Here is a 22,363-nt window from a genome sequence, read left to right as displayed (position 1 = left end):
CGTGGTGATGGTAAAGCCCGGCGGCACCGGCAGTCCGAGATTGGACATCTCGGCGAGGTTCGCGCCCTTGCCGCCAAGGAGATTGCGCATCGACGCCGCGCCTTCCGCCTTGCCGTCACCGAAGGAATAGACCCACTTCTTCTCAGCCATTCGCTTACGCCTTTGTTGGCACCGTCTCACTCGGCATTCGGGGCTCCCCCTCACCCTGCCCTCTCCCCCAAGGGGAGAGGGGAAGGAAGAAGGAATCGACTCCACCGCTTACTAGCCCTCTCCCCTCCAGGGAGAGGGTTGGGTGAGGGGCTTCCTACCCCTCCACCTTCGAAAAATCCGCGACCTCGTGCAAGGCCGCGCGGATCAGCGATAGCAGACGCAACCGATTCTCGCGTACCGGCTTTTCGTCCGCGTTGACAGTGACCTTTTCGAAGAAAGCGTCGACCGGCGCACGGAGCCGCGCCAGCGCACTCATCGCGGCGGCGAAATCCTCGCGGCCCACGGCATGCGTGGCTTCCGCGCGCGCTTCCTCGATGCGGTCGAAGAGATCGCGCTCTTCGGTCTGCTTGAACAGCGCCGGATCGGGCTCGCCGCCATAGGTCGCCTTGTCCTTCTTCTCCTCGATATTGAGGATATTGACGGCGCGCTTGTAGCCGGCGAGCAGGTTCTTGCCGTCTTCGGTCGCAAGGAATTCCGACAACGCCTCGACGCGCTTGACGATCAGCACGAGATCGTCCTGCGGCTGACCGAGCTGGTTGAGCGCGAAGACCGCGTCGACCAGATCGTGCCGCGCGCCGCGATCGCGCAGATAGACTTTCAGGCGGTCGGCGAAGAAGACCAGAAGGTCCGCAATAAGAAGTTTGTATTGCCCAAAAACCCTAAGCTTTGAATCTTCAGTTTGGGAAGATTGAATCGTGCCAAAATCCAGTTCGATTAGTCTCCCGGCAGTCTGGTTGATAGACTCGACCAACTCTTCGATGGCACCGACCAATTTAGCGGGCGCTTCTTTGCCCAGAAATAGAGCGTGAGAAAACGCAGTATTCCAGAGATTGAGACGAAGTTCAGATTCAAGAATAATCCGTATAACGCCTAAAGCGGCCCTACGCAGAGCAAAGGGATCCTTAGAGCCAGTTGGTTTCTCTTGGATAATCCAAAACCCAACCAGCGTGTCGATCTTGTCGGCCAGCGCGACGACCTTGCCGAGCGCGGAGGCGGGCACCGCGTCCGACGGACCGGCCGGCGCGTAATGTTCGGCAATCGCATTCGCGATCTCGTCGCCAAGACCGTCGGCCCTGGCGTAATAGCCGCCCATCAGGCCCTGCAACTCGGGAAACTCGCCGACCATGCCGGAGGTGAGATCGGCCTTGGCGAGACGGCCCGCGACTTCGGCCTTCACCGGATCGACGCCCGGAATGACGGCGGCAAGCTCGCGCGCGAGCTTCGCGATGCGTTCGGCCTTTTCGCGCACCGTGCCGAGCTTCGCCTGGAAGACGACCTCTTCGAGCTTCGGCAAGCGGCTTTCGAGCGTCTGCTTTTTGTCCTGTTCCCACAGGAAGCGCGCGTCGGAGAAGCGGGCGCGCAGCACGCGCTCATTGCCGTTGACGATGGCCGCGCCGCCGTCTTCGGCGACGAGGTTCGCGATCACGATGAAACGCGGCGCGAGCTTTCCGCTCGCATCCGTCAGCGCGAAATATTTCTGGTTCGCACGCATGGTGGAGGTCAGCACTTCCTGCGGCACCGACATGAACGCGTCGTCGATCTTGCCCATCAGCGGCACCGGCCATTCGACCAGCCCCGCGACTTCGGCGAGCAACCCTTCATCCTCGAAAAGCTTCAGGCCCGCATCGGCGGCGAGCTTCAACGCGCCGTCCTTGATGACGGCGGCGCGCTTCGCCGGATCGAGGATCACAAACGCGGCTTCGAGTTTCTTGTCGTAGTCGGCGAAATCTTTTACCGCGAAGGATGCAGGGGCCATGAAGCGGTGGCCGCGCGTGGTATCGCCCGACTTGATGCCTTCGATGTCGAAAGGAACGACCTTGCCGCCGAGAATGCAGAGGATCGAATGCAGCGGGCGGACCCAGCGAAATTGGCTGCTGCCAAAACTGAGGTTAGAGAAATTCGTGCCGTTAAAGTTGCTACCTGTCGCAACTCTTTTTGCTCCCCAGCGCATCGACTTCGGCCAAGGGAAAGTATGGATCACTTCCGTCACGACTTTAGCGACAAGCTCAGCGGTGGGGCCACCGGACCTCTCGGTGATCGCGACGTAGAAGGCGCCCTTCTTGTCCTCCTGCACCGTCGCCTGATCGATCGACGTCAATCCGGCGGCGCGCAGAAAACCCTGGATCGCCTGATCGGGCGCGCCGACCTTCGGACCCTTGCGCTCTTCCTTCACGTCCGGCGTCTTCTCCGGCAATCCGTCGATGACGAGGCACAAGCGGCGTGGCGTCACGAAGGCCCGCGCATTCGTCGCCTCGACACCCGCCGCCTTCAGCGCGTCGGTAACGAGACGCATCAAATCCTCGCTCGCGCGCTTCTGCATGCGGGCCGGAATTTCTTCCGAGAAAAGTTCGAGGAGAAGCTCAGACATAAGCAAGGCCCCTCACCCTGCCCTCTCCCCGACGGGGAGAGGGTTCCAGAAAGACAGCCCCCCTTAAAGCCCTCTCCCCATAGGGGAGAGGGTTGGGTGAGGGGGCAAAACAAAAACTCTTCATGCCGCTCATGCCGCGCCCCCCGCCGGCGTTTTCAGCCAGGCTTCGGCGCAGCCCTTGGCGAGCGCGCGAACACGGCCGATATAGGCCTGACGTTCGGTGACCGAGATCACGCCGCGCGCGTCGAGCAGATTGAAATTGTGGCTCGCCTTGATGCACTGGTCATAGGCCGGCAGCGGCAGATTCTTTTCGAGCAGCGACGCGCATTCCTTCTCCGCATCCTCGAAATGCCGGAACAGCATTTCGGTATTCGCGAATTCGAAATTATGCGCCGAGAATTCCTGCTCGGCCTGCAGGAAGACGTCGCCATAGGTGACGCGGTCCTGGCCCTCCGCGCCGTTGAAGTCGAGGTCGTAGCCATTGTCGACGCCCTGAATGTACATGGCGAGGCGTTCGAGCCCGTAGGTCAGCTCGCCCGCAACCGGATTGCAGTCGAAGCCGCCGACCTGCTGGAAGTAGGTGAACTGCGAGACTTCCATGCCGTCGCACCAGACTTCCCAGCCGAGGCCCCATGCGCCGAGCGTCGGGCTCTCCCAGTCGTCCTCGACGAAGCGGATGTCGTGGTTCTTCGGGTCGATGCCGAGCTCGTAAAGGCTCTCGAGATAGAGCTCCTGCAGATTGTCGGGGTTCGGCTTCAGGATCACCTGAAACTGATAATAATGCTGGAAGCGGTTCGGATTGGTGCCGTAGCGCCCGTCGGTCGGCCGGCGCGAGGGCTGCACATAGGCCGCCTTCCAGGGCTTCGGCCCCAGCGCCCGGAGCGTGGTCGCCGGGTGAAACGTGCCCGCGCCCATCGACATGTCGTAGGGCTGGAGAATCACGCAACCCTGCTTCGCCCAGAAATGCTGGAGCGTCAGGATCAGCGATTGGAAGGAATGGTCGCGCTTGGCGGTCATGCGGGCCGGTGCTTCTGGCGGATTCGGCGGGGCCCCCTGGCCCCACGGGCGCGCGCAACCTAGCGGCACGAGCCCTCAAGGGTCAAGCAAAGCGCCCCCGCAACCGAAAACCCCGGGACCCGAGCGTGACGGCGCCGCCGTCGAGCCCCTATAGTCCGGCGGGACTCTTATCACGGCGGAGGGACGGCGCGTGGCGGACGGGGACATTCTGATCGGCAAAAGCGGCGAGACCCCTGAAATCCTGCTGCTGAAGCTCGCCAACCGCCACGGCCTCGTGACCGGCGCCACCGGCACCGGCAAGACGGTGACGCTGCAGGTGCTGGCCGAGGGCTTCTCCAATGCCGGCGTGCCGGTTTTCGCCGCCGACATCAAGGGCGACCTGTCGGGCCTCAGCCAGCCGGGCGACGGCAAGGCGGCCTTCGTCAACCGCGCGAAGGAGATCGGCGTCGATTATGTGCCGGACCGCTTCCCGACGATCTTCTGGGACGTCTTCGGCGAACAGGGCCATCCCGTCCGCGCGACGATTTCGGAAATGGGCCCCCTCCTCATCGCCCGCCTGCTCGATCTCAACGACACGCAGGAAGGCGTGCTCAACATCGCCTTCCGCCTCGCCGACGAACAAGGGCTGCTGCTGCTCGATCTGAAGGACCTGCGTGCGATGCTCGCCTTCGTCTCGGAGAACGCCGCCTCGCTCAGCGCGCAATATGGCAACGTCTCGACGCAGTCGGTCGGCGCGATCCAGCGGCAATTGCTGGTGCTCGAAAACCAGAAGGGCGATCAATTCTTCGGCGAGCCGGCGCTCGAAATTACCGACCTGATGCGCACCGACCGCGACGGGCGCGGGATCGTCAACATCCTCGCCGCCACGAAGCTGATGGACAATCCGCGTCTCTACGCGACGTTCCTGCTATGGCTGCTGTCGGAGCTCTTCGAGGAACTGCCGGAGGTCGGCGATCTCGAAAAGCCGAAGCTCGTCTTCTTTTTCGACGAGGCGCATCTTCTCTTCAACGACGCGCCCAAGGCGCTCGTCGAATCCGTCGAACGCGTGGTGCGGTTGATCCGCTCCAAGGGCGTCGGCGTCTATTTCGTCACGCAGAACCCGCTCGACGTGCCGGACAAGGTGCTGGCCCAGCTCGGCAACCGCGTGCAGCACGCGCTGCGCGCCTTCACGCCGCGCGACCAGAAGGCGGTGCGCGCGGCCGCCGAAACCTTCCGTCAGAACCCGGCCTTCTTCAAGACCGAAGAGGCGATCCTCGCCCTCGGCGTCGGCGAAGCGCTGGTCTCGACGCTCGATGCGAAGGGCGCGCCCTCCATGGTCGAGCGCACGCTGATCGCGCCGCCGGGCGGCCGCGTCGGCCCGGCCACCGACGCCGAGCGCCAGGCGATCGTCGCCGCGAGCCCGCTGCGCGGCCGCTACGATCAGGCCATCGATCGGGAATCGGCTTACGAGCTGCTTCAAAAGAAGGCCGGACAGACGGCGGAAACATCGGCCCGCCCGGCCTCCACGACATCGGTGCCGTCGAGCGGCCCCTGGGGCGGCACCCCGTCCGGTCGGGCGGAGCCGGAACCCCGTCAGACCGAACGCCGCGAACGCGCGGCGCCCAGGCCGAGGCGCGAGCCCGTATCCCGGACGGAAAGAGTGATGACCAATATGGCGACGTCGGCGGCGCGCTCCATCGGAACGCAGGTCGGTCGCGCCATCTTCCGCTCCATTCTCGGGAGCATGACCAAGCGCTGACCGGCGGGAAACTCAGCGGCCGTTATGGCTGTCCGGCACGTAAAGGCCCTGCTCGACTTCGCGCAGGGTGCCGAGATCGCGCGGTTCGACGCTGTGGCGCGCCCGCGCCCGAACCATCTGTTCGCGCTGGCGCTCGGCGGCGCGCAGCACCGCCTTGTAGGCCGTATAGCAGGCCGCCATCAGCACGGCGGCAAAGACGAGCTTGCTCATCGCCTTCGTCCTCGTTCGGGGACCGCCCAATGCGGCATGCCCGTTCGCATTAAAATCCAAATCGCCGCCGAATGGAACGGTTTTCGAGGGCGACGAAAGCGAAGCGCCGTCCACAATATGTATATTGTGGCTGCAAACCGGCCTTCGCGCCCTGTCGCGAGGCCGAAAAACCCGGAGGAATCGTGTTCAGATTTCAGATTGCCGGCTATCTGACCTCCGCCGTGATCGGCGTACTCGGCGTCTGGCTGCTGCTCGCGGCGCCGGACTGGGCGGAGCGCTACCTCGCCAGTCCCGGCGCGCGGCCTTCGGGCGTGGACAGCTTCCGCTTCGTCGCGAGCTGGATGCTGATCGTCGCCCTGCTGCTGCTGGCCGCCGCCTATGCGCCACCGCCGCCCGCGACACAGCGCCTGCTCGCGCTGGCGATGACGGCCGGACTTGCCGTCCTCACGGCCGTCCATGTGCAGGTTCTGCTTGGAAATGGCCAAGCCGGCACCATCCGCTGGCTTCCGCCGCTCCGGATGGACACGGTGTTCTTCGGCGCGCTGGCACTCTATTGGGCGGCCGTCAGCCGGGCCGTCTGGCAAGCGGTCGGGTAGCCCTCAACGTCCGAAGCGGCTCCAGAGCGCGCGATCCTCGATCGCGGCGAGCAGCCCCTGCACGGCGCCCGCGCCCAGCGCGGCGGGGTCCGAGAACCCGCTTTGGCCGCCGAAACGGCCCGAAAGGCCGAAGCCGCGCCGCCAGAAGGGCTTGCGTCCGCCCACAACCTTGAGCCGGACCTTGTCCCCGAACTTCTCCCTCATGACGCTGCGCACATCGCCCAATCCGTCGATGAGGCCGCGGTCGAGCGCTGCCTGGCCGGCCCAGAACTCGCCGGTGAAAAGTTTTTCCGTCGGCTCGGCGAGGCGTCCACCCCGGCTCCTGCGAACCAGCGCCTTGAAATTTTCGTGCACCTCGCGCTGCAGCGCTTCGAGTTTCGCCACATCGTCCGGGTTCTCCGGCTTGAAGGGATCGAGGATCGCCTTGCTCTCGCCGGCCGTATGCACCCGCCGCTCGACGCCGAGCTTCTCGATCAGGCCCGTGAAGCCGAAGCCCGACGAGACGACGCCGATCGAACCGACGATCGAGCTTTCATCGGCATAGATCTCGTCGGCCGCGCAGGCGAGCATATAGCCGCCCGACGCCGCCACGTCCTCGGCGAAAGCGTAGACCGGAAGCTCCTTCTCCTTCGCCAGCGCACGGATGCGTTTGTAGATCAGCGACGACTGCACGGGCGAGCCGCCCGGCGAATTGATGACCAGCGCCACCGCCTTCACCTTCATGTCGAAGGCCGCTTCGAGCGGCCCCACCGTCGAGGCGAAATCGATCCCGCCCCTGAGCGGCATGGACATGCCGATCGCGCCGTTGAGCCGGACGACGGCAACGGTCGCCGGCTTCGTCCAGTCGGGATCGACACGGCGGCGCAAAAAGGCGGGAAGAAGAGGAGCGATCAGTTTTTTCATGTCGTCTTTCAGAGAGGTTGGTCGAGCAGCAAGGCCGCGCCATGCCGCAGGATGTTTTCGGCACGCTCCGTGAAGCGGCCGTCGCGTCCATGCAGCACAAGGCCCGGACGGATCGTCAACGGTGCGCGCGAGCCGCGGATGCCGCGCACGATGACGCGGCTGGCGGGCTTGCCGGCGGCCGGCCAGAGCGGGAACACCTCGATGCCGCCGACATGACCTTCGAGCGCGACCAGCAATTGCGACAGCGCATCGGCGCGGTGGATGAAGCTCACCGTGCCCTTGGGCCGCGCCATCACGCAGGCGAACCGCACCCAGTCGCCGAGATCGGAGCCGAGCGTCATATGCGCCTGCGCCTTGCCAGCATCGGGCGGCAGCGGCGACGCCGCATCGTGGTACGGGGGGTTTGCAAAGACATGGTGCCAGCTCTGCGGCTCGAGCCCCAGCGCGGCAAGATCACGCACCGGCGCGCCGATATCGCCTTCATAAAACAAGACCCTGGTCTGGAAATCGTTGCGTCGCGCATTCTCCCGCGCGATCCGCACGAGATCGGGCTGAAGTTCGAGCCCCGCAATCTCGACATCGGCCACGCGCGCCGCAAGACAGAGCGAGGCGACGCCGACGCCCGCGCCCGCTTCGAGCACGCGCTCGCCATGCCGCGCCGGAACCGAGGCCGCGAGCAGCACCGCGTCGATGCCGGCGCGATAGCCTTTTGCCGGTTGCAGCAATTGCAGCCGTCCGCCGAGAAACCCGTCATCCGTCCAGGCGCCGGAAGATGCCTCTGCCCCAACGATCTTTCCTACCGTCTCTTCCGATAATCCGCTCATGTCCCGCTCACCGGTCCTTGATATCGTCGAGAATAAGACGCGCCGCATCGAGATCGTCGCTCGCCACCATGATACGCCGCGGCAATACGCCGAGCGAGCCCTCCACGAGACTCATATGGGTATCGAGCACCAGCGGTTCGATACCCGCCTCACGCAGCCGATGCTCCAAATAGGAAATGAGCACGATGTCGTTCGTCCGGATCAGCTCTTCCATGGGTTCTCTTTATCGTGCATTCGCGCTTTCACATCTTCGGGAGCGGCTTTGCCGCCACACTTGCCGCCTTGTCCGCGCCCTCTTATGCTGCCACAGAGGCTAACACATTTCCGGACTGTAGTTTCAGGAGCGAAGATTGGGCGTTGTGGTCCCCCTCGAGGACGAACGCGGACGGAGCCAGAACGCCGTCGCGCAGTTGCAGGCCCTCGTGCGCGAGGATATGGAGGACGTCAACGAATTCATCCGTGAACGGATGGCGTCCGACGTACCGATGATCCCCGAACTTGCGAGCCATCTGATCAATTCCGGCGGCAAGCGGCTCCGGCCGATGCTGACCATCGCGGCCTCGAGGCTTTGCGGCTACGAGGGCGCGGACCACATCAAGCTCGCGGCCAGCGTCGAATTCCTGCACACGGCAACGCTGCTCCACGACGACGTCGTCGACGAGAGCGATCTCCGCCGGGGCCAGAAGACCGCGCGCATGCTCTGGGGCAACCAGGCGAGCGTGCTGGTCGGCGACTTCCTGCTCGGCCGCGCCTTCCGCCTGATGGTCGAGACGAAGAGCCTGCGCGCGCTGGAAATCATCGCCAACGCGGCTTCCGTCATCGCCGAAGGCGAGGTGATGCAGCTCGCGGCCGCCAAGGACACCGGCACCACCGAGGACGCCTATATGCGCGTCATCGCGGCCAAGACCGCCGCGCTTTTCGCCGCCGCCGCCGAAGTCGGCGCGGTGATCGCGGCGCGCGGCCATGGCGAGGCGGCGGCGCTCGAATCCTACGGCCGCAATCTCGGCATCGCCTTCCAACTCGTCGACGACGCGCTGGATTACGGCGGCCGCGCGGCGACGCTCGGCAAGAATGTCGGCGACGATTTCCGCGAGAGGAAGATCACGCTCCCCGTCGTCCTCGCCTTCCGCCGCGGCGGCAAGGAAGAACGCGCCTTCTGGGAACGCACGCTGCGCGAAGGCGACCAGCGCCCCGGCGATCTCGAACACGCGCAGGAACTGATGGTGAAGCACGGCGCGATCGAGGACACGATCACCCGCGCCCGCCATTACGGCGCCATCGCCAAGGACGCGCTGGCGATCTTCCCCGACAGCGCCTATTCCCGCGCCCTGCTCGACCTCGTCGATTTCTGCATCAGCCGGACTTATTGAAGGCACTCGCCCGAAAACATTCTGTCACCCCGGGCTTCGTCCCGGGGTCGAGGGCGTCAAGTGCCGAGCAAGCGGCTCCTGGCTCCCGGCACAAGGCCGGGATGACACATCAGAGTTGGATGCAGCCGCTCACCGCTGACGCCGCCGTCCACCACGCCGGATGCGCGCCGGCAACCGCATCCGCCCCCGCCTGCGCGTCGTTCTCCGTCGCATAGATTCCGAAACAGGTCGCGCCCGATCCCGACATGCGGGCAAGCCGGCAACCCTTCGTCGCACCGATCGCGGCGAGAACGTCGCCGATCTCCGGCGCCAGGCTGCGGGCAGGCGCTTCGAGGTCGTTGCCATGGGCGGCCAGCCATTCAAGCAAGCCGTCGAGAGTCGCAAAGGCCGGCCGCTCCACGACCGCCGGCATCTCGGCCAGAGCCGGCGCGGCGAGCGCCTTGAAGACGGCGGCCGTCGAGACCGCAACTCCGGGATTTACGAGCAGCAAGGCGAAAGGCGGTAGCCCCGCGAGGCGCGCGACGCGCTCGCCGCGCGCCCACATGAAAGCAGGCCGCGAATCGAGGCAGACGGGCACGTCGGCGCCGAGGGTGAAGGCGAGCGATGCCGGCATATGCGCCTCGATCCTGACGCCCCAGAGCCGCGCCAGCGCCCGCAACGTCGCCGCCGCATCGGCCGAGCCGCCGCCGATGCCCGAGGCGACGGGAAGATTTTTGTGAAGGACGAGGTTGGCGCCCGGTCGGCCCGTTTCGCGGGCAAGGAGACGGGCGGCGCGAAGGACGAGATTGTCGTCTTCCTGTTTCAGCGCGCCGGCGAAGGGGCCTTCGAGCGTCAGCGAAAAATCGTCGGCCGCCCTCGCCGTGACACGGTCGCCGATGTCGGGGAAGACGACGAGGCTTTGAAGCTCGTGATAGCCGTCGCCGCGCCGCCCCAGCACCTCGAGGGAGAGGTTCACTTTCGCCCGCGCGAATTCCTCGACGGGTGTTGGAACGCTCATGGCGATCAGGAACCGCTCGGCCCGGCGTCGCGGCGCGGTTGTCCGGATTCGGCGGCATCGAGCCCGAGTTCGAGCTTGCTCTTCAGCAGCCCGACACGGTCCGCGTCGGGCTTCATGTCGAGTGCATGGCTCCACTGGAAACGCGCCTCGATCTTGCGGCCGACTTTCCAGAGCGCGTCGCCCAGATGTTCGTTGATGGTCGGATCGCCGGGTTCGAGTTCGACGGCACGCTCCAGATATTCCGTCGCCTTGGGATATTCGCCCATGCGGAAAAGCGCCCAGCCGAGGCTGTCGACGATGAAGCCGTCATTGGGACGAAGCTCGACCGCCTTCTCGATCATGACCAGCGCTTCCTTGAGGTTGCGCCCCTGCTCGATCCACGAATAGCCGAGATAGTTGAGAACGAGCGGATGATCGTCGGACAGCGTCAGCGCGATCTTGAGGTCCACCTCCGCTTCCGGCCACTTGCCGAGCCGTTCGTTGCAGATGCCGCGCGCATAATAAAGCGACCAGTGCGAGGGATCGGGTTTTCCGACGATGCCGATCGCGCGCGTATATTCGGCCGCGGCTTCGGCGTATTTTTCCTTGCCGCGATAGATATCGCCGAGCGCGACGATCGGCTCGACCGCCTTGGGATTGTCGGACGCCGCTTCCTTGAGCACGGCGACGGCCTCGTCTTCCCTGTCGAGCCGGTCGAGATCGAGCGCTTTCTGGATGCGCGCATTGGCGTAGAGCGGCGAATCCTCGTCGATCAGGTCATAGGCGGCGATGGCGTCGGCCCAGCGCTTCTTCTGCTCATAGGTATCGGCGAGCAGCGTGCGCGCGACGTTGAAATCGGGCCGCATCCAGATCGCGAGCTGCAGATAGAGCACCGCAAGGTCGTTGGACGGATCCTGCGCCAGCGCGCTGCCGAGGCCGTAAAGCGCCTCGGCGACGCCGTCCGCCGCGCTGCCGACCAGCGGCTTCATCGTCTTGCCCGAAGCGAGCTGCGCCAGCGCCGCCTTGACCAGCGGATGGTCCGGCGCCAGCGCCGCATACTGGTCCAGCACGGCGCGCGCTTCGTCGCGGCGCCCCTGCCGGTCGAGGAAGCTCGCATAGGCCTGGACGATGCGGATCGAGGTACCGCCGCTCGTCTCCATCGCCTGATGGTAAGAGGCCAGCGCGTTTTCCTTGTCGCCGAGCAGATCGAAGATCAGCGCCTTGTGATAGGCCCTGAAGAGATCGAAGGCGGGCTTGTCGTCGAAGGCCTTGAGCTTGTCGAGCGCGAGTTGCTGATTACGGTCGCCCGCCGCCGCCCAGGCTTCGGTGAGCGAACCGACAAGCGCGACGAAGGCACCCTGTTCGGCGCTGCCGATTTCCTTCTGCGCATCCTTGTAATCGCCATCCTTGATGGCGGCGAGGGAAAGCACGAGCCGCGCCATGCGGTGATCGGGCACGACCTTGATGAGGCGGCGCGCGAGATCGACCGCGCGGTCCATGTCGCCGCCGTTCAGCGCCACCATGAAGGCGCGCTCGATGATGACGGGATTGGTCGGGTCGGTGGCGAGCGTCCGGTCGAAATATTGCGCCGCCGCTTTCGACTCATGCTGGCTGCCCGCGAAGCGCGCGGCGAGATAATTGCCATAGGCACCGCGGTCGTTCTGGCCGGAAAAGTCCATGCCGGCGCAGCCCTGAAGGCCGACGAGCACGACGAGGCCGAGCACGACGTGGATGGCCGCGCCTGCCGTCCAGCGAGGCAATACGAGGCGGCGGGATGTACTCCGGTGGCTATCCGAAGCCGTCGATATGGACGCCATATAACGTCTTGCCTCTGAACACGCGGCCCTTGCGGGATCGCAAGGCCGACCGAACCCAACATGCGGACACAAAGAAGCCGGCGTCCCCCATCGGGGCACGCCGGCCCTCGCCGACCGCGAGCTTAGCCTATTCGGCGCGTCCGCGATATGAGCGCCTTCAGCGAAGTCCGCTCACATATTAGGGTAATTCGGTCCGCCGGCGCCTTCCGGAACCGTCCAGTTGATGTTCTGCGTCGGGTCCTTGATATCGCAGGTTTTGCAGTGGACGCAGTTCTGGGCGTTGATCTGGAAGCGCGGATTGGAGCCGTCGGCCTCCCGCACGACTTCATAGACGCCGGCCGGACAATAACGCTGCGCCGGCTCGGCGAAGGTCGGCAGGTTGTAGGCGATCGGGATCGCCGGGTCCTTGAGCTTCAGATGGACCGGCTGGTCCTCTTCATGATTGGTCGCCGAGATGAAGACCGAGGACAACTTGTCGAAGGAAACCTTGCCGTCGGGCTTGGGATAGTCGATCGGCTTGCACTCGCTGGCCTTCTTCAGCGATTCGTGGTCGGCCTTCTTGTGCTTCAGCGTGAAGGGCAGACCGATCCCGAGATTGTTCATCCACATGTCGATGAAGCTGAAGCCCATGCCGAAGAAAGTGCCGAAGCGCGACAGGAACGGCTTCACGTTGCGGACCCGCTTCAGGTCCTTATAGACCGGGCTGCCGACATAGGCCTCCGCATAGGAGGTCAGCTCGTCGGACTGACGGCCCGCCTTCACGGCGTCGAAGGCTGCTTCCGCGCCCATCATGCCGGTCAGCACCGCATTGTGGCTGCCCTTGATGCGCGGCACGTTGACGAAGCCGGCCGCGCAGCCGATCAACGCACCGCCCGGGAAGACGAGCTTCGGCACCGACTGGAAACCGCCTTCGGTGATCGCGCGCGCACCATAGGCGATGCGCTTGCCGCCCTCGAAGGTGTCGCGGATCGCCGGATGCGTCTTGAAGCGCTGGAACTCGTCGAAGGGCGAGAGATAGGGGTTCTTGTAGTTGAGGTGGACGACGAAGCCCACCGACACCAGATTCTCGCCGAAGTGATAGAGGAAGGAGCCGCCGCCCGTATCGTCGCTGAGCGGCCAGCCCAGCGTGTGCTGGACGGTGCCCTTCTTGTGCTTGGCGGGATCGATCTCCCAGACTTCCTTGAGGCCGATGCCGTATTTCTGCGGATCGCGGCCCTCGTCGAGCTTGAACTTGCGGGTCAGTTCCTTGGTCAGCGAGCCGCGCGCGCCTTCGGCGAAGAGCGTGTACTTCGCCCTGAGTTCCATGCCGCGCGTGTAGCTGTCCTTGTGGTGACCGTCCTTGGCGACGCCCATGTCGCCGGTGGCAACGCCCCGCACCGACCCGTCCTCGTTATAGAGAACCTCGGCGCCTGCAAAGCCCGGATAGATTTCGACGCCAAGCTCTTCCGCCTTGGTCGCGAGCCAGCGGCAAAGATTGGCGAGGCTGCCGATGTAGTTGCCGTGATTGTTCATCAGCGGCGGGTAGAGGAAGCTCGGGATGGAGAGGCTGCCGGCCGGCCCGAGATAGATGAAATGGTCGGACGTCACCGGCGTGTCGAGCGGCGCGCCCTGCTCGCGCCAGTCCGGGATCAGCTTGTCGAGGCCTGAAGGATCGATGACCGCGCCCGAGAGAATATGAGCGCCGACTTCGGACCCCTTCTCGATCAGGCATACGGACAGATCGAAATCCTGCTCCGCCGCCAGCTGGCGCAGACGGATCGCCGCGGAGAGCCCCGCTGGGCCGCCACCGACGACGAGGACGTCATATTCCATGAATTCGCGTTCGGGCAGCGGTTCACTCATAGCTTGTGTCCTCCTGAGCGGCGGGGGCTTCTTTGGTCGCGCACTTTATGGTGCTTCGTATCTCATTGGTCAACAAGGCGGACAGCCGTGCTAGTCTGCTTCCCCATCTGTTCACGCCCGAACCAGCCGGAACCCGTAACGCCATGCCGCAGTTGGGGAAACCTGTCCCGCCCCTGACGCCTGAAGAGGCGGCGTCGCTGCTCGCCTTTTATGTCGCGGCCGGCGTCACCGAGGCGCTGGGCGAAGACGCGGTCGATCGCTACCAGTTGCCGGCGCAGACATCCGCCCCCGAAGCGGAACGCGCCGCCCCCCGTGCGTCCTCCGGCGAAGCGCGCCGGGCGCCGGTTCCCCGCATGCATATGGAAGAGCCGGCGCCGGCCCGCATGCAGACGCCGGCGACCATCCCGCTGGAGGAAAAGGAAGCCGCCTCGACCGCCCGGGCCCTTGCCCAAAGCTGCGGCAGCCTCGACGAGTTGAAACAGGTGCTCTCGAACTTCGAGGGCTGCGCGCTGCGCTATACCGCCAAGAACCTCGTCTTCGCCGACGGCAACCCGGAGGCCCGCATCATGCTGGTCGGCGAAGCGCCGGGCCGCGACGAGGATTTGCAGGGCCTTCCCTTTGTCGGCCGGTCGGGCCAGTTGCTCGACCGGATGCTCGCCTCGATCGGCCTCGACCGCACGGCGGTCTATATCGCCAATACGCTCCCCTGGCGTCCGCCGGGCAATCGCCCGCCGACGGCCGCCGAACAGGCGGTCTGCGCGCCCTTCATCGAACGCCAGATCGAATTGTCGAAGGCCGAGATTCTCGTGCTGGTGGGCGGCGTCTCGGCCAAGCAGATGCTCGGCGTCGATACCGGCATCATGCGGCTTCGCGGCCGCTGGTCGAGCTATCGCGCCGGCGACCGCGACATCCCGGCGCTCCCGATCTTCCATCCGGCCTATCTGCTCCGGCAACCGGCGCAGAAGCGACTCGCCTGGCGCGACCTGCTGTCGCTGAAGGCCCACATCGCGGAATTGCGGCCGCTCTGATCCCGACGGCGTTACATTAATCTTTCGCAACTGCAAAAAGATTCAACTCTTGCGTGCTTGTGACACCCCTTTCCCCGGTTAAGATGCTCGGCATGAACACGGGGGTGTCTCAAAACAACGCGGCCTTGCGCAAAGGCAAGGGCTCGCAAGGCGCGATGCGCGGCCATCGGCTGGCGCTTGCGGCCGCGCTTGCGTTCGGCTCCATCGCAACCGGCTGGGCGCTGCCCTCCGCCGCCGGCACTCTGGGCACGTTGAGCGCCACCGAGGCCGTCACGCCACCGCCCGCCGCCGATCCGCTGCCGGCCAGCGCCAAAATCTGGAGCCCGGAAATTCTGAGCGGCGCCGACCGCGAACGCTACGTCAAGATTTTCGCCGCCCAGAAACGCGCCGACTGGAAGAAAGCCGACAAGCTCGCCGCCGAACTCACCGACAAGCGCCTGATGCCCTATGTGCTTCAGGAGCGTTATCTGAACGCCCGCTGGAAATCGACTTATGCCGAACTCAAGGCATGGATGGCGAGCTATGCGAGCGTACCCGGCGCCGACCGCATTTTCGCGCTGGCGATGAAGAAGAAGCCGCGCAAGGCCGCCGCGCCGGACCGCGCCGCCGTGCAGCGCTTCCGCCAGCCGGCCCATGCGATCTATTCGGTCGACGATGGCGACGAACCGATTGCCTCCGAGCGCTTTGCGAAGATCGACGCGCGGGTGCGCGCCCTGGTTCGCGACCAAAAGGCGGTCGACGCCCTCAATTACATGAAGATGACGTCCGCGCGCCTGGCCCTCACCGATGTCGAATACGACAAGGTGCTGGAACGGGTCGCCTGCTCCTTCTTCATCGAAAACGACAATGAGCGCGCCTACCAGACCGCGGACGAAATCTCGGGACGTCACGCGCGGCAGATCCCGCTCGCCGACTGGTATGCCGGGCTCGCCGCCTGGCGCATGGAGCGCTACGCCGACGCGGCCTCCCATTTCGAGCGCCTGGCCCGTTCGGAAACCGTCTCCGACTGGTCGAAGGCCGCCGGCGGCTTCTGGGCGGCGCGCGCCTATCTCGCCAATCGGCAGCCCGAGCGCGTCGCCGAGATGCTCGAAATATCGTCCGGCACCGGCGCGACCTTCTACGGTCTCCTCGCCTCGCGCCAGCTCGGCCGGGAGCCGCGCTTTGCCTGGGTCGAACCGAAACTCGATCGCGCCGGCTACGAAGCCCTCGTCGCCGACCCCGCCGTCGCCCGCGCCGTCGCGCTGGCGCAGATCGGCCGCCGCGATCTCGCCGAGCAGGAACTGGTGCGCGCCCATGGCTGGCTGGATTCCGATCTCGATAGCGCGCTGATCGCGCTGGCCTCGACCTTCGATCTTCCGGCCGTCGAGCTTCAGGTCGCGAGCGCGGCGAGCCTGCCAACGCTGCGTCCGGTCAACGGCGAGATCGCCGTCAATGCCGGTCTCTTCCCGATCCCCGATTACCAGCCCGAAAATGGTTTCCGCGTCGATCGCGCGCTCTTCTTCGCTTTCATGCGGCAGGAGAGCAAGTTCCGCCCCGACGTGACCTCGCCCGCCGGCGCGCGCGGGCTGATGCAGATCATGCCGGGTACGGCCAGCCACATCACGCGCGATACGACGCTGAAGAGCGCCAACAAGGACAAGCTGCTCGATCCGTCCTTCAACCTGACGCTGGCGCAGACCTATCTCGAAACGCTGATGGACTCGGCCGAGCCGCGCGGCAACCTCTTCATGCTGACGACCGCCTATAATGGCGGTCCCGGCAATCTCAACCGCTGGCTTGAGAACATCAACTTCAAGGGCGATCCGTTTCTCTTCATCGAGAGCATCCCGGCGCCCGAAACGCGCGGCTATATCGAGCGCGTGCTCACCAATTTCTGGATTTACCGCGCCCGGCTCGGCCAGCCGCTGCATTCGCTCGACGTGACCGCGTCCGGCGACTGGCCCGTCTATGAGGCGGCTGAATTCACGGGCGGTTCTCTCTCGTTGCGCTAGCGGCGCAACCCGGGCGCTGCGGCTTCCCGGACGAATTGCGCTTATGGCTTCCGACGCAGATTCTTCCGCCCATTCCGTTCGCTCACTCAGTAGAAAGGCACCCTCATGCCTGGCATCGACACGTCGCGTAACTTCATCCCGCTCAACATCGCCGTCCTGACCGTATCGGACACTCGCACCCGCGAGACCGACACCTCCGGCGACGTCCTCACTGAACGCATCGAGAAAGCCGGCCACAACCTCGCCGACCGCACCGTGGTTTCCGACGATATCCAGATGATCCGCAACCAGCTCCTTTCCTGGATCGCCAGCGACAACGTCGATATCGTCATCTCGACCGGCGGCACGGGCCTCACCGGCCGCGACGTGACGCCCGAAGCGTTCAAATCTGTCTATGACAAGGAAATCGAGGGCTTTTCCGCGATCTTCCACCGCATCAGCTACGAGAAGATCGGGACCTCCACCATCCAGTCCCGCGCGACGGCCGGCGTCGCTCACGGCAAATATCTCTTCGCGCTGCCGGGCTCCCCCGGCGCCTGCAAGGACGGCTGGGACGAAATCCTCCAGTACCAGCTCGACAACCGCTACCGTCCCTGCAACTTCGTCGAGATCCTCCCGAGATTGCAGGAAGGCAGGAAGGCGGGCTGACGGGTGTTTCCCGGTTGACCTCGGCGATGAACGCGCCACTCTTATGCGACGAGCCGGCATTGCCGGGAATCGCCTGAGGAGGTCTGGATGTTCAAGGAATTTCGGGAATTCGCCCTTAAGGGCAATGTGCTCGACATGGCGGTCGGCATCATCATCGGTGCGGCCTTCACGACCATCGTCCAGTCGCTCGTCAACGACGTGCTGATGCCGCCGATCGGCGTTCTCATGGGCGGCGTCGATTTCTCGAATTATTTTCTTCCGCTCACCATGGGCGGGGAGACGCCCGTCTCGCTCGAAGCGGCGAAAACAGCCGGCATTCCGGTGCTCGCCTATGGCAGGTTCATCAATGCCGTCATCAACTTCACCATCGTCGCCTTTGCGCTCTTCATCGTCATCCGCCAGATGAACCACCTGAAGGCGAGGATCGCGAAAGGCGAGGCCCCCGCCGCCGAAGCGCCGCCGCGCCAGGAAGTGCTGCTCGAGGAAATCCGCGACCTGTTGAAGACGAAGGGCTGACGGGAATTTCCGCCCGACTGTCGGCTTGCGACAATTTGCGACTTCTGCACTATAGAAGAAGGGAAACAGGCCGGAGAACGGCCCGGGGGGAAGACATGTCCGACGGCACATCGCGGCGTATCGACGATATCGAAGTCCTGCGCGCAGTCGCCGTTCTCATGGTCCTCTTTCAGCATCTTCCGAATCTGTTTCCCTGGACGATGCCGCTCCTGCAACACATCAAAATTTATTTCGGCTTCTGGTCTGGCGTGGACATTTTCTTCGTCATTTCCGGATTCGTGATCGCCCGCAGCCTGCTGCCGACGCTCGATGCCTATGGCGACAGGGCCACCTATTATCGCGCGACCGTAAGCTTCTGGATCAGGAGATTCTGGCGTCTCGCGCCATCCGCCTGGTTCTGGCTGTTCCTGAGCATGCTACTGGCGCTCGCGTTCAATCGTTCGGGTGCCTTCGGCCCCTTCAATGCCAACTTTCAGGGCGCGGTTGCCGGCATTCTGCAGGTCGCCAATTTCCGTTTCGTCGAAGTGTTCGGCCGCTATCCATCCGGCGCGACGTTTCACTACTGGACGCTTTCGCTGGAAGAACAGTTTTATCTGCTTCTTCCTTTTCTGATTTTCTTCAGCGGCCGGCGTCTCCCGCTCGTTCTCGCCGTCATCGTGCTCGCACAGTTTTTTATTCCGCGTATGGGCCCCGAAGCCATCGGCTTCATGCAGATATCGATGCTGCGCAGCGACGGTCTGGCACTCGGCGTATTGATCGCCCTCTGGACGCGGCATGAAAGCTATCGCCTCGTCGAACCGCGCCTGCTCGCCGGAAATCGGCTGGCCCGCATCGTGACCTTCTCGCTTCTTCTGTTCCTGATAGCCGCCGTCTCTTCCGACCGGTCGCATATTGCCTTCTTTGCGCAGGGCCTTATCGCGCTTCTCTCGGCGATACTGGTGCTGATCGCCTCCTACGACCGCGACTATTTGTGGAAGGATGGCATCGCCAAGCGCATCATGCTCTGGATCGGCAGCCGCTCCTACGCGCTCTATCTGATTCACATCCCCGCCTATTTCGCGGCGCGGGAAATCTGGTTCCGCATCGACCCGATGCCGGCCGAATACGATATGAACTACGCCCTGAAGCTCGGCGGTACGGCCGCGCTGATTCTCGTCGCCCTGGCGGAGCTCAACTACAGATTGATCGAGACGCCATTGCGCAAGCGCGGGAAACATATCGCTCAGGCATTCGGATCGCGGCAAATCCCGGCGCCGGCATGATCCAATGCGTTTGCGAAGCGTCGTCACCGGCGCGGCGGAGGCAATGCCGATCGACGAGGTTCACGACTCCCGCCATCGCCGGAAATCTTCCGCCGTGTCGATATCCGCGAGAACATCCAGCCTCGCGACCCGCAAATCCGCACGCTCCACATTCGCCAGAGTGTCCGCAAGTGCGTATTCGCCCGACCAGCGGACATTGCCGAAGATCTCGGGTACGCGTGGAAAGCGGCGAAGTCCCACAAGCCAGTAACCGCCATCGTCCGCCGGGCCGAAGACGGCGTCGGCGCGGCCCAGCGCCTCGAAGGCTTGCGCGACATGACGCGCGGCGATGTCGGGAATGTCGCTGCCGATAATGACGACAGGCCCCGGCGGCAGGTCGCGCATCAGCCGTCCCATGCGATGGCCGAGGTCACCCGGACCTTGGGCGATGCGCGGTACGCCTTCGGGCCAGACGCCTTTTTCATGCACCGAAATATCCGGCGCGAGCGCCAGCACCGTCTGCCAGCGCGGATCGACGCCGACGCGGCGGAGAAGATCGAGGCTCGTGCGGCGATAGAACCGCGCCGCCTCGACCGCGCCTATGCCCTTCGCAAGCCGCGTCTTGACGCGGCCGAGCCTCGGCGCCTTCGCCATCACGGCGAGCTGCCGCGTCGGCGACATTCAGGCGATCGTGTCGACGAGCCCGCCATCGACGCGGAGCGCTGCGCCGGTGGTCGCCGAGGCCTGCGGCGAACAGGCATAGACGATCATATTGGCGATCTCCTCGACCGATGCCGCGCGCCCGATGATCGAGGACGGACGGTTCTTCTCGATGAAGCCCTTTTCGGCTTCCGCTTCGGGAATGCCCTGCTTCTCGGCCATCTGCTTGAAGAAGACCTCGACGCCTTCCGATCGCGTCGGGCCGGGCAGCACCGAGTTCACCGTCACGCCCGTGCCCTTCGCCGTCTTCGCAAGGCCGCGCGCGACCGCGAGCTGCGCCGTCTTCGTCATGCCGTAATGGATCATCTCGGGCGGAATGTTGAGCCCGGACTCGCTCGAGACGAAAACGATGCGGCCCCAGTTTTTCGCGACCATCTTCGGAAAATAGTGACGCGCCATGCGGATGCCGCTCATGACATTGGTCTCGAAGAAGCGCGTCCAGTCCTCGTCGGAAATATCGACGAAGGCCTTGGGCTCAAAGATGCCGAGATTGTTGACGAGGATGTCGGCGTCGCCCGCTTTCGCGATGAAGGCATCGGCGCCCGGCTTCGTCGCGAGATCGGCGGCGATACCTTCGACCGTCGCATTCGGAACCCGCGCCCTGAACCGCGCCAGCGCCTCGTCGACGCCTGCCTGCCCGCGCCCGTTGATGACGACCTGCGCGCCCGCTTCCGCGAGACCGACGGCCGCCGCGAAGCCGATGCCTTGGGTCGAACCCGTGACGATGGCTCGTTTGCCGGAAAGATCGATACGCATGCCTGCTCCTGCTGAAAGAAGAAGATCAGGAGTATAGGCGTGCAATCACGCGCGGAGGAACGCGCAAATAATAAAGGGTGATGCAAAGCGCGTTGCGGGCGACGCGGCGCGCAAAGCCGTCGCGTACATAGCGTTCCGGGCTCGTCACGGCGCGCGCGCGAAGCATCAAGAGGCGGCGCCTGCCGATGCGGCGGACGAGATCGACGTCTTCCATCAGCGGCAACGCACGATAACCGCCGAGCTTGTCATAGAGCCGGCGGTTCACCAGAAGACCCTGATCGCCATAGGGGAGTTTCAGCAAGGCACAGCGGAGCGCCACCGCCTGCTCGACGAAGCGCGCGGCGCCCGAGAAATCGTCGAGCGCGAAACGGAAGGCGGCCGCCATCTCGGGGCCTCGAACGCGGCCGGAAGAAATATGCTCGAAGAGTTTCGAGACTTCCTGATCCCAGTCGGGCTGCAGGACCGTGTCGGCATGGAGGAAGAGAAGCCAGGCGCTCTTGGCCGCCTTGGCGCCGGCGGCGAGCTGGCTGCCCCGGCCGCGAGGCGCGCGCACGAATTTCGCGCCCGCCGCCTCGGCGATTTCGAACGTGTCGTCGGTCGATCCGCCATCCGCGATGATGACCTCGCGCACCAGCCCCTGCACGGCCGCATGGACGAGCGCGGAGAGGACGCGCGGCAGGGTCGCTTCGGAATTCAGGGTGGGAATGACAACGCTAATCATGCGGGCGCCATCATACCGCGCGCGTGTCCGAAGGCGAATGAAGCATGAGATATGTTCTTGTTATGTTCTCATATTTCGGCTAATTTTTATACATGACAGCGAGTCGCGACATAGCACGCCCCGGCCGCCCTGCCCGCTCCCCCGCCAATTCCCCGATTGGCCCGCAAGCGGCATCCCGGCCTCCCCGCCTGGCGGACCCCGTCCCCCTCGTATCCCCAGGGGTCCCCCAGAATGGCCGCCGCGGCCGGGGCGCGCTTACCAATGAGAGCGGCCGTTTCGAGGCCGAGCGTCGGGTGGTGCTCGACGACGGCTGGGGCGTGCATGAGGTGCCGCCGCCGCTGAAGACTCATGTGACGGACGAAACGCCCCGCACCATCATCACGCGGAACAACTCACCCGATATTTCCTTCGACCGCTCGATCAATCCCTATCGCGGCTGCGAGCATGGCTGCGTCTACTGCTTCGCGCGGCCGACCCATGCCTATATGGGCCTGTCGCCCGGTCTCGATTTCGAGAGCCGGCTCTTTGCCAAGCCCAATGCGGCGGCGCTCCTCGAAAGGGAGCTGTCGCGCAAGGGCTATGAGGTGAAGCCGATCGCGATGGGCACCAACACCGATCCCTATCAGCCGATCGAGCAGCGTTACCGCATCACACGCAGCGTTCTCGAAGTGCTGTCGGCCTATAATCACCCGGTCACGATCGTCACGAAGTCGGCGCGCGTGACGCGCGACCTCGACATTCTGAGCGACATGGCAAAGCGCGGCCTCGCCAAGGTCGCGCTCTCGGTGACGACGCTCGACGCGAAGCTCGCCCGCGTGATGGAGCCGCGCGCCTCGACGCCGTCGCGTCGTCTCGAGGCGATGAAGCTGCT

At 64.7% G+C, this 22,363-nt stretch carries 22 protein-coding genes; 9 read left to right on the top strand and 13 right to left on the bottom strand.

Translation table 11 applies throughout. From position 1 onward, the window contains the following. From VMR03_RS18330 to VMR03_RS18320, 3 genes are all read right to left on the bottom strand, one after another. Positions 1 to 150 (bottom strand): PEP/pyruvate-binding domain-containing protein (locus VMR03_RS18330; protein WP_325407808.1); only part of this gene is annotated, 150 nt, incomplete at its 3' end. Positions 151 to 304: 154 nt separating this feature from the next. Continuing rightward, positions 305 to 2,578, bottom strand: a complete 2,274-nt coding sequence (gene glyS / locus VMR03_RS18325) for a glycine--tRNA ligase subunit beta (RefSeq protein WP_325407806.1) — start codon at positions 2,576 to 2,578, stop codon at positions 305 to 307. 129 nt (positions 2,579 to 2,707) lie between these two features. Further along, positions 2,708 to 3,595 (bottom strand): glycine--tRNA ligase subunit alpha, encoded by an 888-nt coding sequence (locus VMR03_RS18320; protein ID WP_325407804.1) that lies wholly within the window; start codon positions 3,593 to 3,595, stop codon positions 2,708 to 2,710. Between the two features lie 190 nt (positions 3,596 to 3,785). Between VMR03_RS18320 and VMR03_RS18315 the strand changes: the two genes are divergently transcribed. Continuing rightward, on the top strand, positions 3,786 to 5,333 hold the full coding sequence (locus tag VMR03_RS18315; protein ID WP_325407802.1) for a helicase HerA-like domain-containing protein: 1,548 nt from the start codon (positions 3,786 to 3,788) through the stop codon (positions 5,331 to 5,333). Between the two features lie 12 nt (positions 5,334 to 5,345). Here VMR03_RS18315 and VMR03_RS18310 read toward each other — a convergent pair whose 3' ends face one another. Then, the gene (locus VMR03_RS18310; protein ID WP_325407800.1) at positions 5,346 to 5,543 is read right to left on the bottom strand and encodes a hypothetical protein; all 198 of its coding nucleotides are present in this window, start codon (positions 5,541 to 5,543) and stop codon (positions 5,346 to 5,348) included. Between the two features lie 182 nt (positions 5,544 to 5,725). On the opposite strand from VMR03_RS18310, the gene VMR03_RS18305 reads away from it, so the two are divergent. Then, positions 5,726 to 6,139, top strand: a complete 414-nt coding sequence (locus tag VMR03_RS18305; RefSeq protein ID WP_325407798.1) for a hypothetical protein — start codon at positions 5,726 to 5,728, stop codon at positions 6,137 to 6,139. A 3-nt stretch (positions 6,140 to 6,142) separates the two neighbouring features. Here VMR03_RS18305 and VMR03_RS18300 read toward each other — a convergent pair whose 3' ends face one another. Genes VMR03_RS18300 through VMR03_RS18290 form a run of 3 tightly spaced genes read right to left on the bottom strand, consistent with a single transcriptional unit; the run spans position 6,143 to position 8,080 of the window. Beyond that, complete coding sequence (locus VMR03_RS18300) at positions 6,143 to 7,042, bottom strand: S49 family peptidase (RefSeq protein ID WP_325407796.1); 900 nt, start codon at positions 7,040 to 7,042, stop codon at positions 6,143 to 6,145. 8 nt (positions 7,043 to 7,050) lie between these two features. Further along, complete coding sequence (locus VMR03_RS18295) at positions 7,051 to 7,866, bottom strand: tRNA1(Val) (adenine(37)-N6)-methyltransferase (RefSeq protein ID WP_325407794.1); 816 nt, start codon at positions 7,864 to 7,866, stop codon at positions 7,051 to 7,053. A 7-nt stretch (positions 7,867 to 7,873) separates the two neighbouring features. After that, entirely contained in the window at positions 7,874 to 8,080 is a 207-nt protein-coding gene (locus tag VMR03_RS18290; RefSeq protein WP_325407792.1) for a DUF2007 domain-containing protein, read from the bottom strand. Positions 8,081 to 8,216: 136 nt separating this feature from the next. On the opposite strand from VMR03_RS18290, the gene VMR03_RS18285 reads away from it, so the two are divergent. Then, a complete protein-coding gene (locus tag VMR03_RS18285; RefSeq protein WP_325407790.1) occupies positions 8,217 to 9,236 on the top strand; it encodes a polyprenyl synthetase family protein in 1,020 nt (339 codons plus the stop codon). 109 nt (positions 9,237 to 9,345) lie between these two features. Here the strand turns inward: VMR03_RS18285 and VMR03_RS18280 are convergent, their stop codons facing one another. The 3 genes from VMR03_RS18280 to VMR03_RS18270 form a co-directional block, all read right to left on the bottom strand. Next, positions 9,346 to 10,233: a 4-(cytidine 5'-diphospho)-2-C-methyl-D-erythritol kinase gene (locus VMR03_RS18280; RefSeq protein ID WP_325407788.1), complete on the bottom strand. Its 888-nt coding sequence runs from the start codon at positions 10,231 to 10,233 to the stop codon at positions 9,346 to 9,348. A gap of 5 nt (positions 10,234 to 10,238) precedes the next feature. After that, entirely contained in the window at positions 10,239 to 12,029 is a 1,791-nt protein-coding gene (locus VMR03_RS18275; RefSeq protein ID WP_325407786.1) for a tetratricopeptide repeat protein, read from the bottom strand. 171 nt (positions 12,030 to 12,200) lie between these two features. Beyond that, the gene (locus VMR03_RS18270; RefSeq protein ID WP_325407784.1) at positions 12,201 to 13,871 is read right to left on the bottom strand and encodes an electron transfer flavoprotein-ubiquinone oxidoreductase; all 1,671 of its coding nucleotides are present in this window, start codon (positions 13,869 to 13,871) and stop codon (positions 12,201 to 12,203) included. A 143-nt stretch (positions 13,872 to 14,014) separates the two neighbouring features. On the opposite strand from VMR03_RS18270, the gene VMR03_RS18265 reads away from it, so the two are divergent. From VMR03_RS18265 to VMR03_RS18245, 5 genes are all read left to right on the top strand, one after another. Continuing rightward, positions 14,015 to 14,899 carry a uracil-DNA glycosylase family protein gene (locus VMR03_RS18265; RefSeq protein WP_325407782.1) on the top strand — a complete coding sequence of 295 codons (885 nt, stop codon included), beginning with the start codon at positions 14,015 to 14,017 and terminating at the stop codon, positions 14,897 to 14,899. Between the two features lie 104 nt (positions 14,900 to 15,003). Continuing rightward, a complete protein-coding gene (locus VMR03_RS18260) occupies positions 15,004 to 16,890 on the top strand; it encodes a lytic transglycosylase domain-containing protein (RefSeq protein WP_325407780.1) in 1,887 nt (628 codons plus the stop codon). Positions 16,891 to 16,995: 105 nt separating this feature from the next. After that, positions 16,996 to 17,538, top strand: a complete 543-nt coding sequence (gene moaB, locus VMR03_RS18255) for a molybdenum cofactor biosynthesis protein B (protein WP_325407778.1) — start codon at positions 16,996 to 16,998, stop codon at positions 17,536 to 17,538. Between the two features lie 87 nt (positions 17,539 to 17,625). Continuing rightward, positions 17,626 to 18,054 carry a large conductance mechanosensitive channel protein MscL gene (gene mscL / locus VMR03_RS18250; protein ID WP_325407776.1) on the top strand — a complete coding sequence of 143 codons (429 nt, stop codon included), beginning with the start codon at positions 17,626 to 17,628 and terminating at the stop codon, positions 18,052 to 18,054. 95 nt (positions 18,055 to 18,149) lie between these two features. Continuing rightward, a complete protein-coding gene (locus tag VMR03_RS18245; RefSeq protein WP_325407774.1) occupies positions 18,150 to 19,316 on the top strand; it encodes an acyltransferase in 1,167 nt (388 codons plus the stop codon). Positions 19,317 to 19,376: 60 nt separating this feature from the next. On the opposite strand, the gene VMR03_RS18240 is transcribed toward VMR03_RS18245, so the two are convergent. The 3 genes from VMR03_RS18240 to VMR03_RS18230 are packed head-to-tail and all read right to left on the bottom strand — an operon-like array spanning position 19,377 to position 21,492. Beyond that, positions 19,377 to 19,976 (bottom strand): TIGR04282 family arsenosugar biosynthesis glycosyltransferase, encoded by a 600-nt coding sequence (locus VMR03_RS18240; RefSeq protein WP_325407772.1) that lies wholly within the window; start codon positions 19,974 to 19,976, stop codon positions 19,377 to 19,379. Continuing rightward, on the bottom strand, positions 19,977 to 20,771 hold the full coding sequence (locus VMR03_RS18235) for an SDR family NAD(P)-dependent oxidoreductase (protein WP_325407770.1): 795 nt from the start codon (positions 20,769 to 20,771) through the stop codon (positions 19,977 to 19,979). It lies immediately after the preceding gene. A 25-nt stretch (positions 20,772 to 20,796) separates the two neighbouring features. After that, positions 20,797 to 21,492 (bottom strand): TIGR04283 family arsenosugar biosynthesis glycosyltransferase, encoded by a 696-nt coding sequence (locus VMR03_RS18230; protein WP_325407768.1) that lies wholly within the window; start codon positions 21,490 to 21,492, stop codon positions 20,797 to 20,799. 92 nt (positions 21,493 to 21,584) lie between these two features. Between VMR03_RS18230 and VMR03_RS18225 the strand changes: the two genes are divergently transcribed. Continuing rightward, a partial coding sequence (locus tag VMR03_RS18225) for a radical SAM protein (RefSeq protein WP_325407766.1) occupies positions 21,585 to 22,363 on the top strand: 779 nt, incomplete at its 3' end.

The sequence above is a fragment of the Parvibaculum sp. genome (genome assembly GCF_035511255.1).
Lineage (GTDB): Bacteria > Pseudomonadota > Alphaproteobacteria > Parvibaculales > Parvibaculaceae > Parvibaculum.
This window is presented reverse-complemented; position numbering and strand designations above follow the sequence as displayed.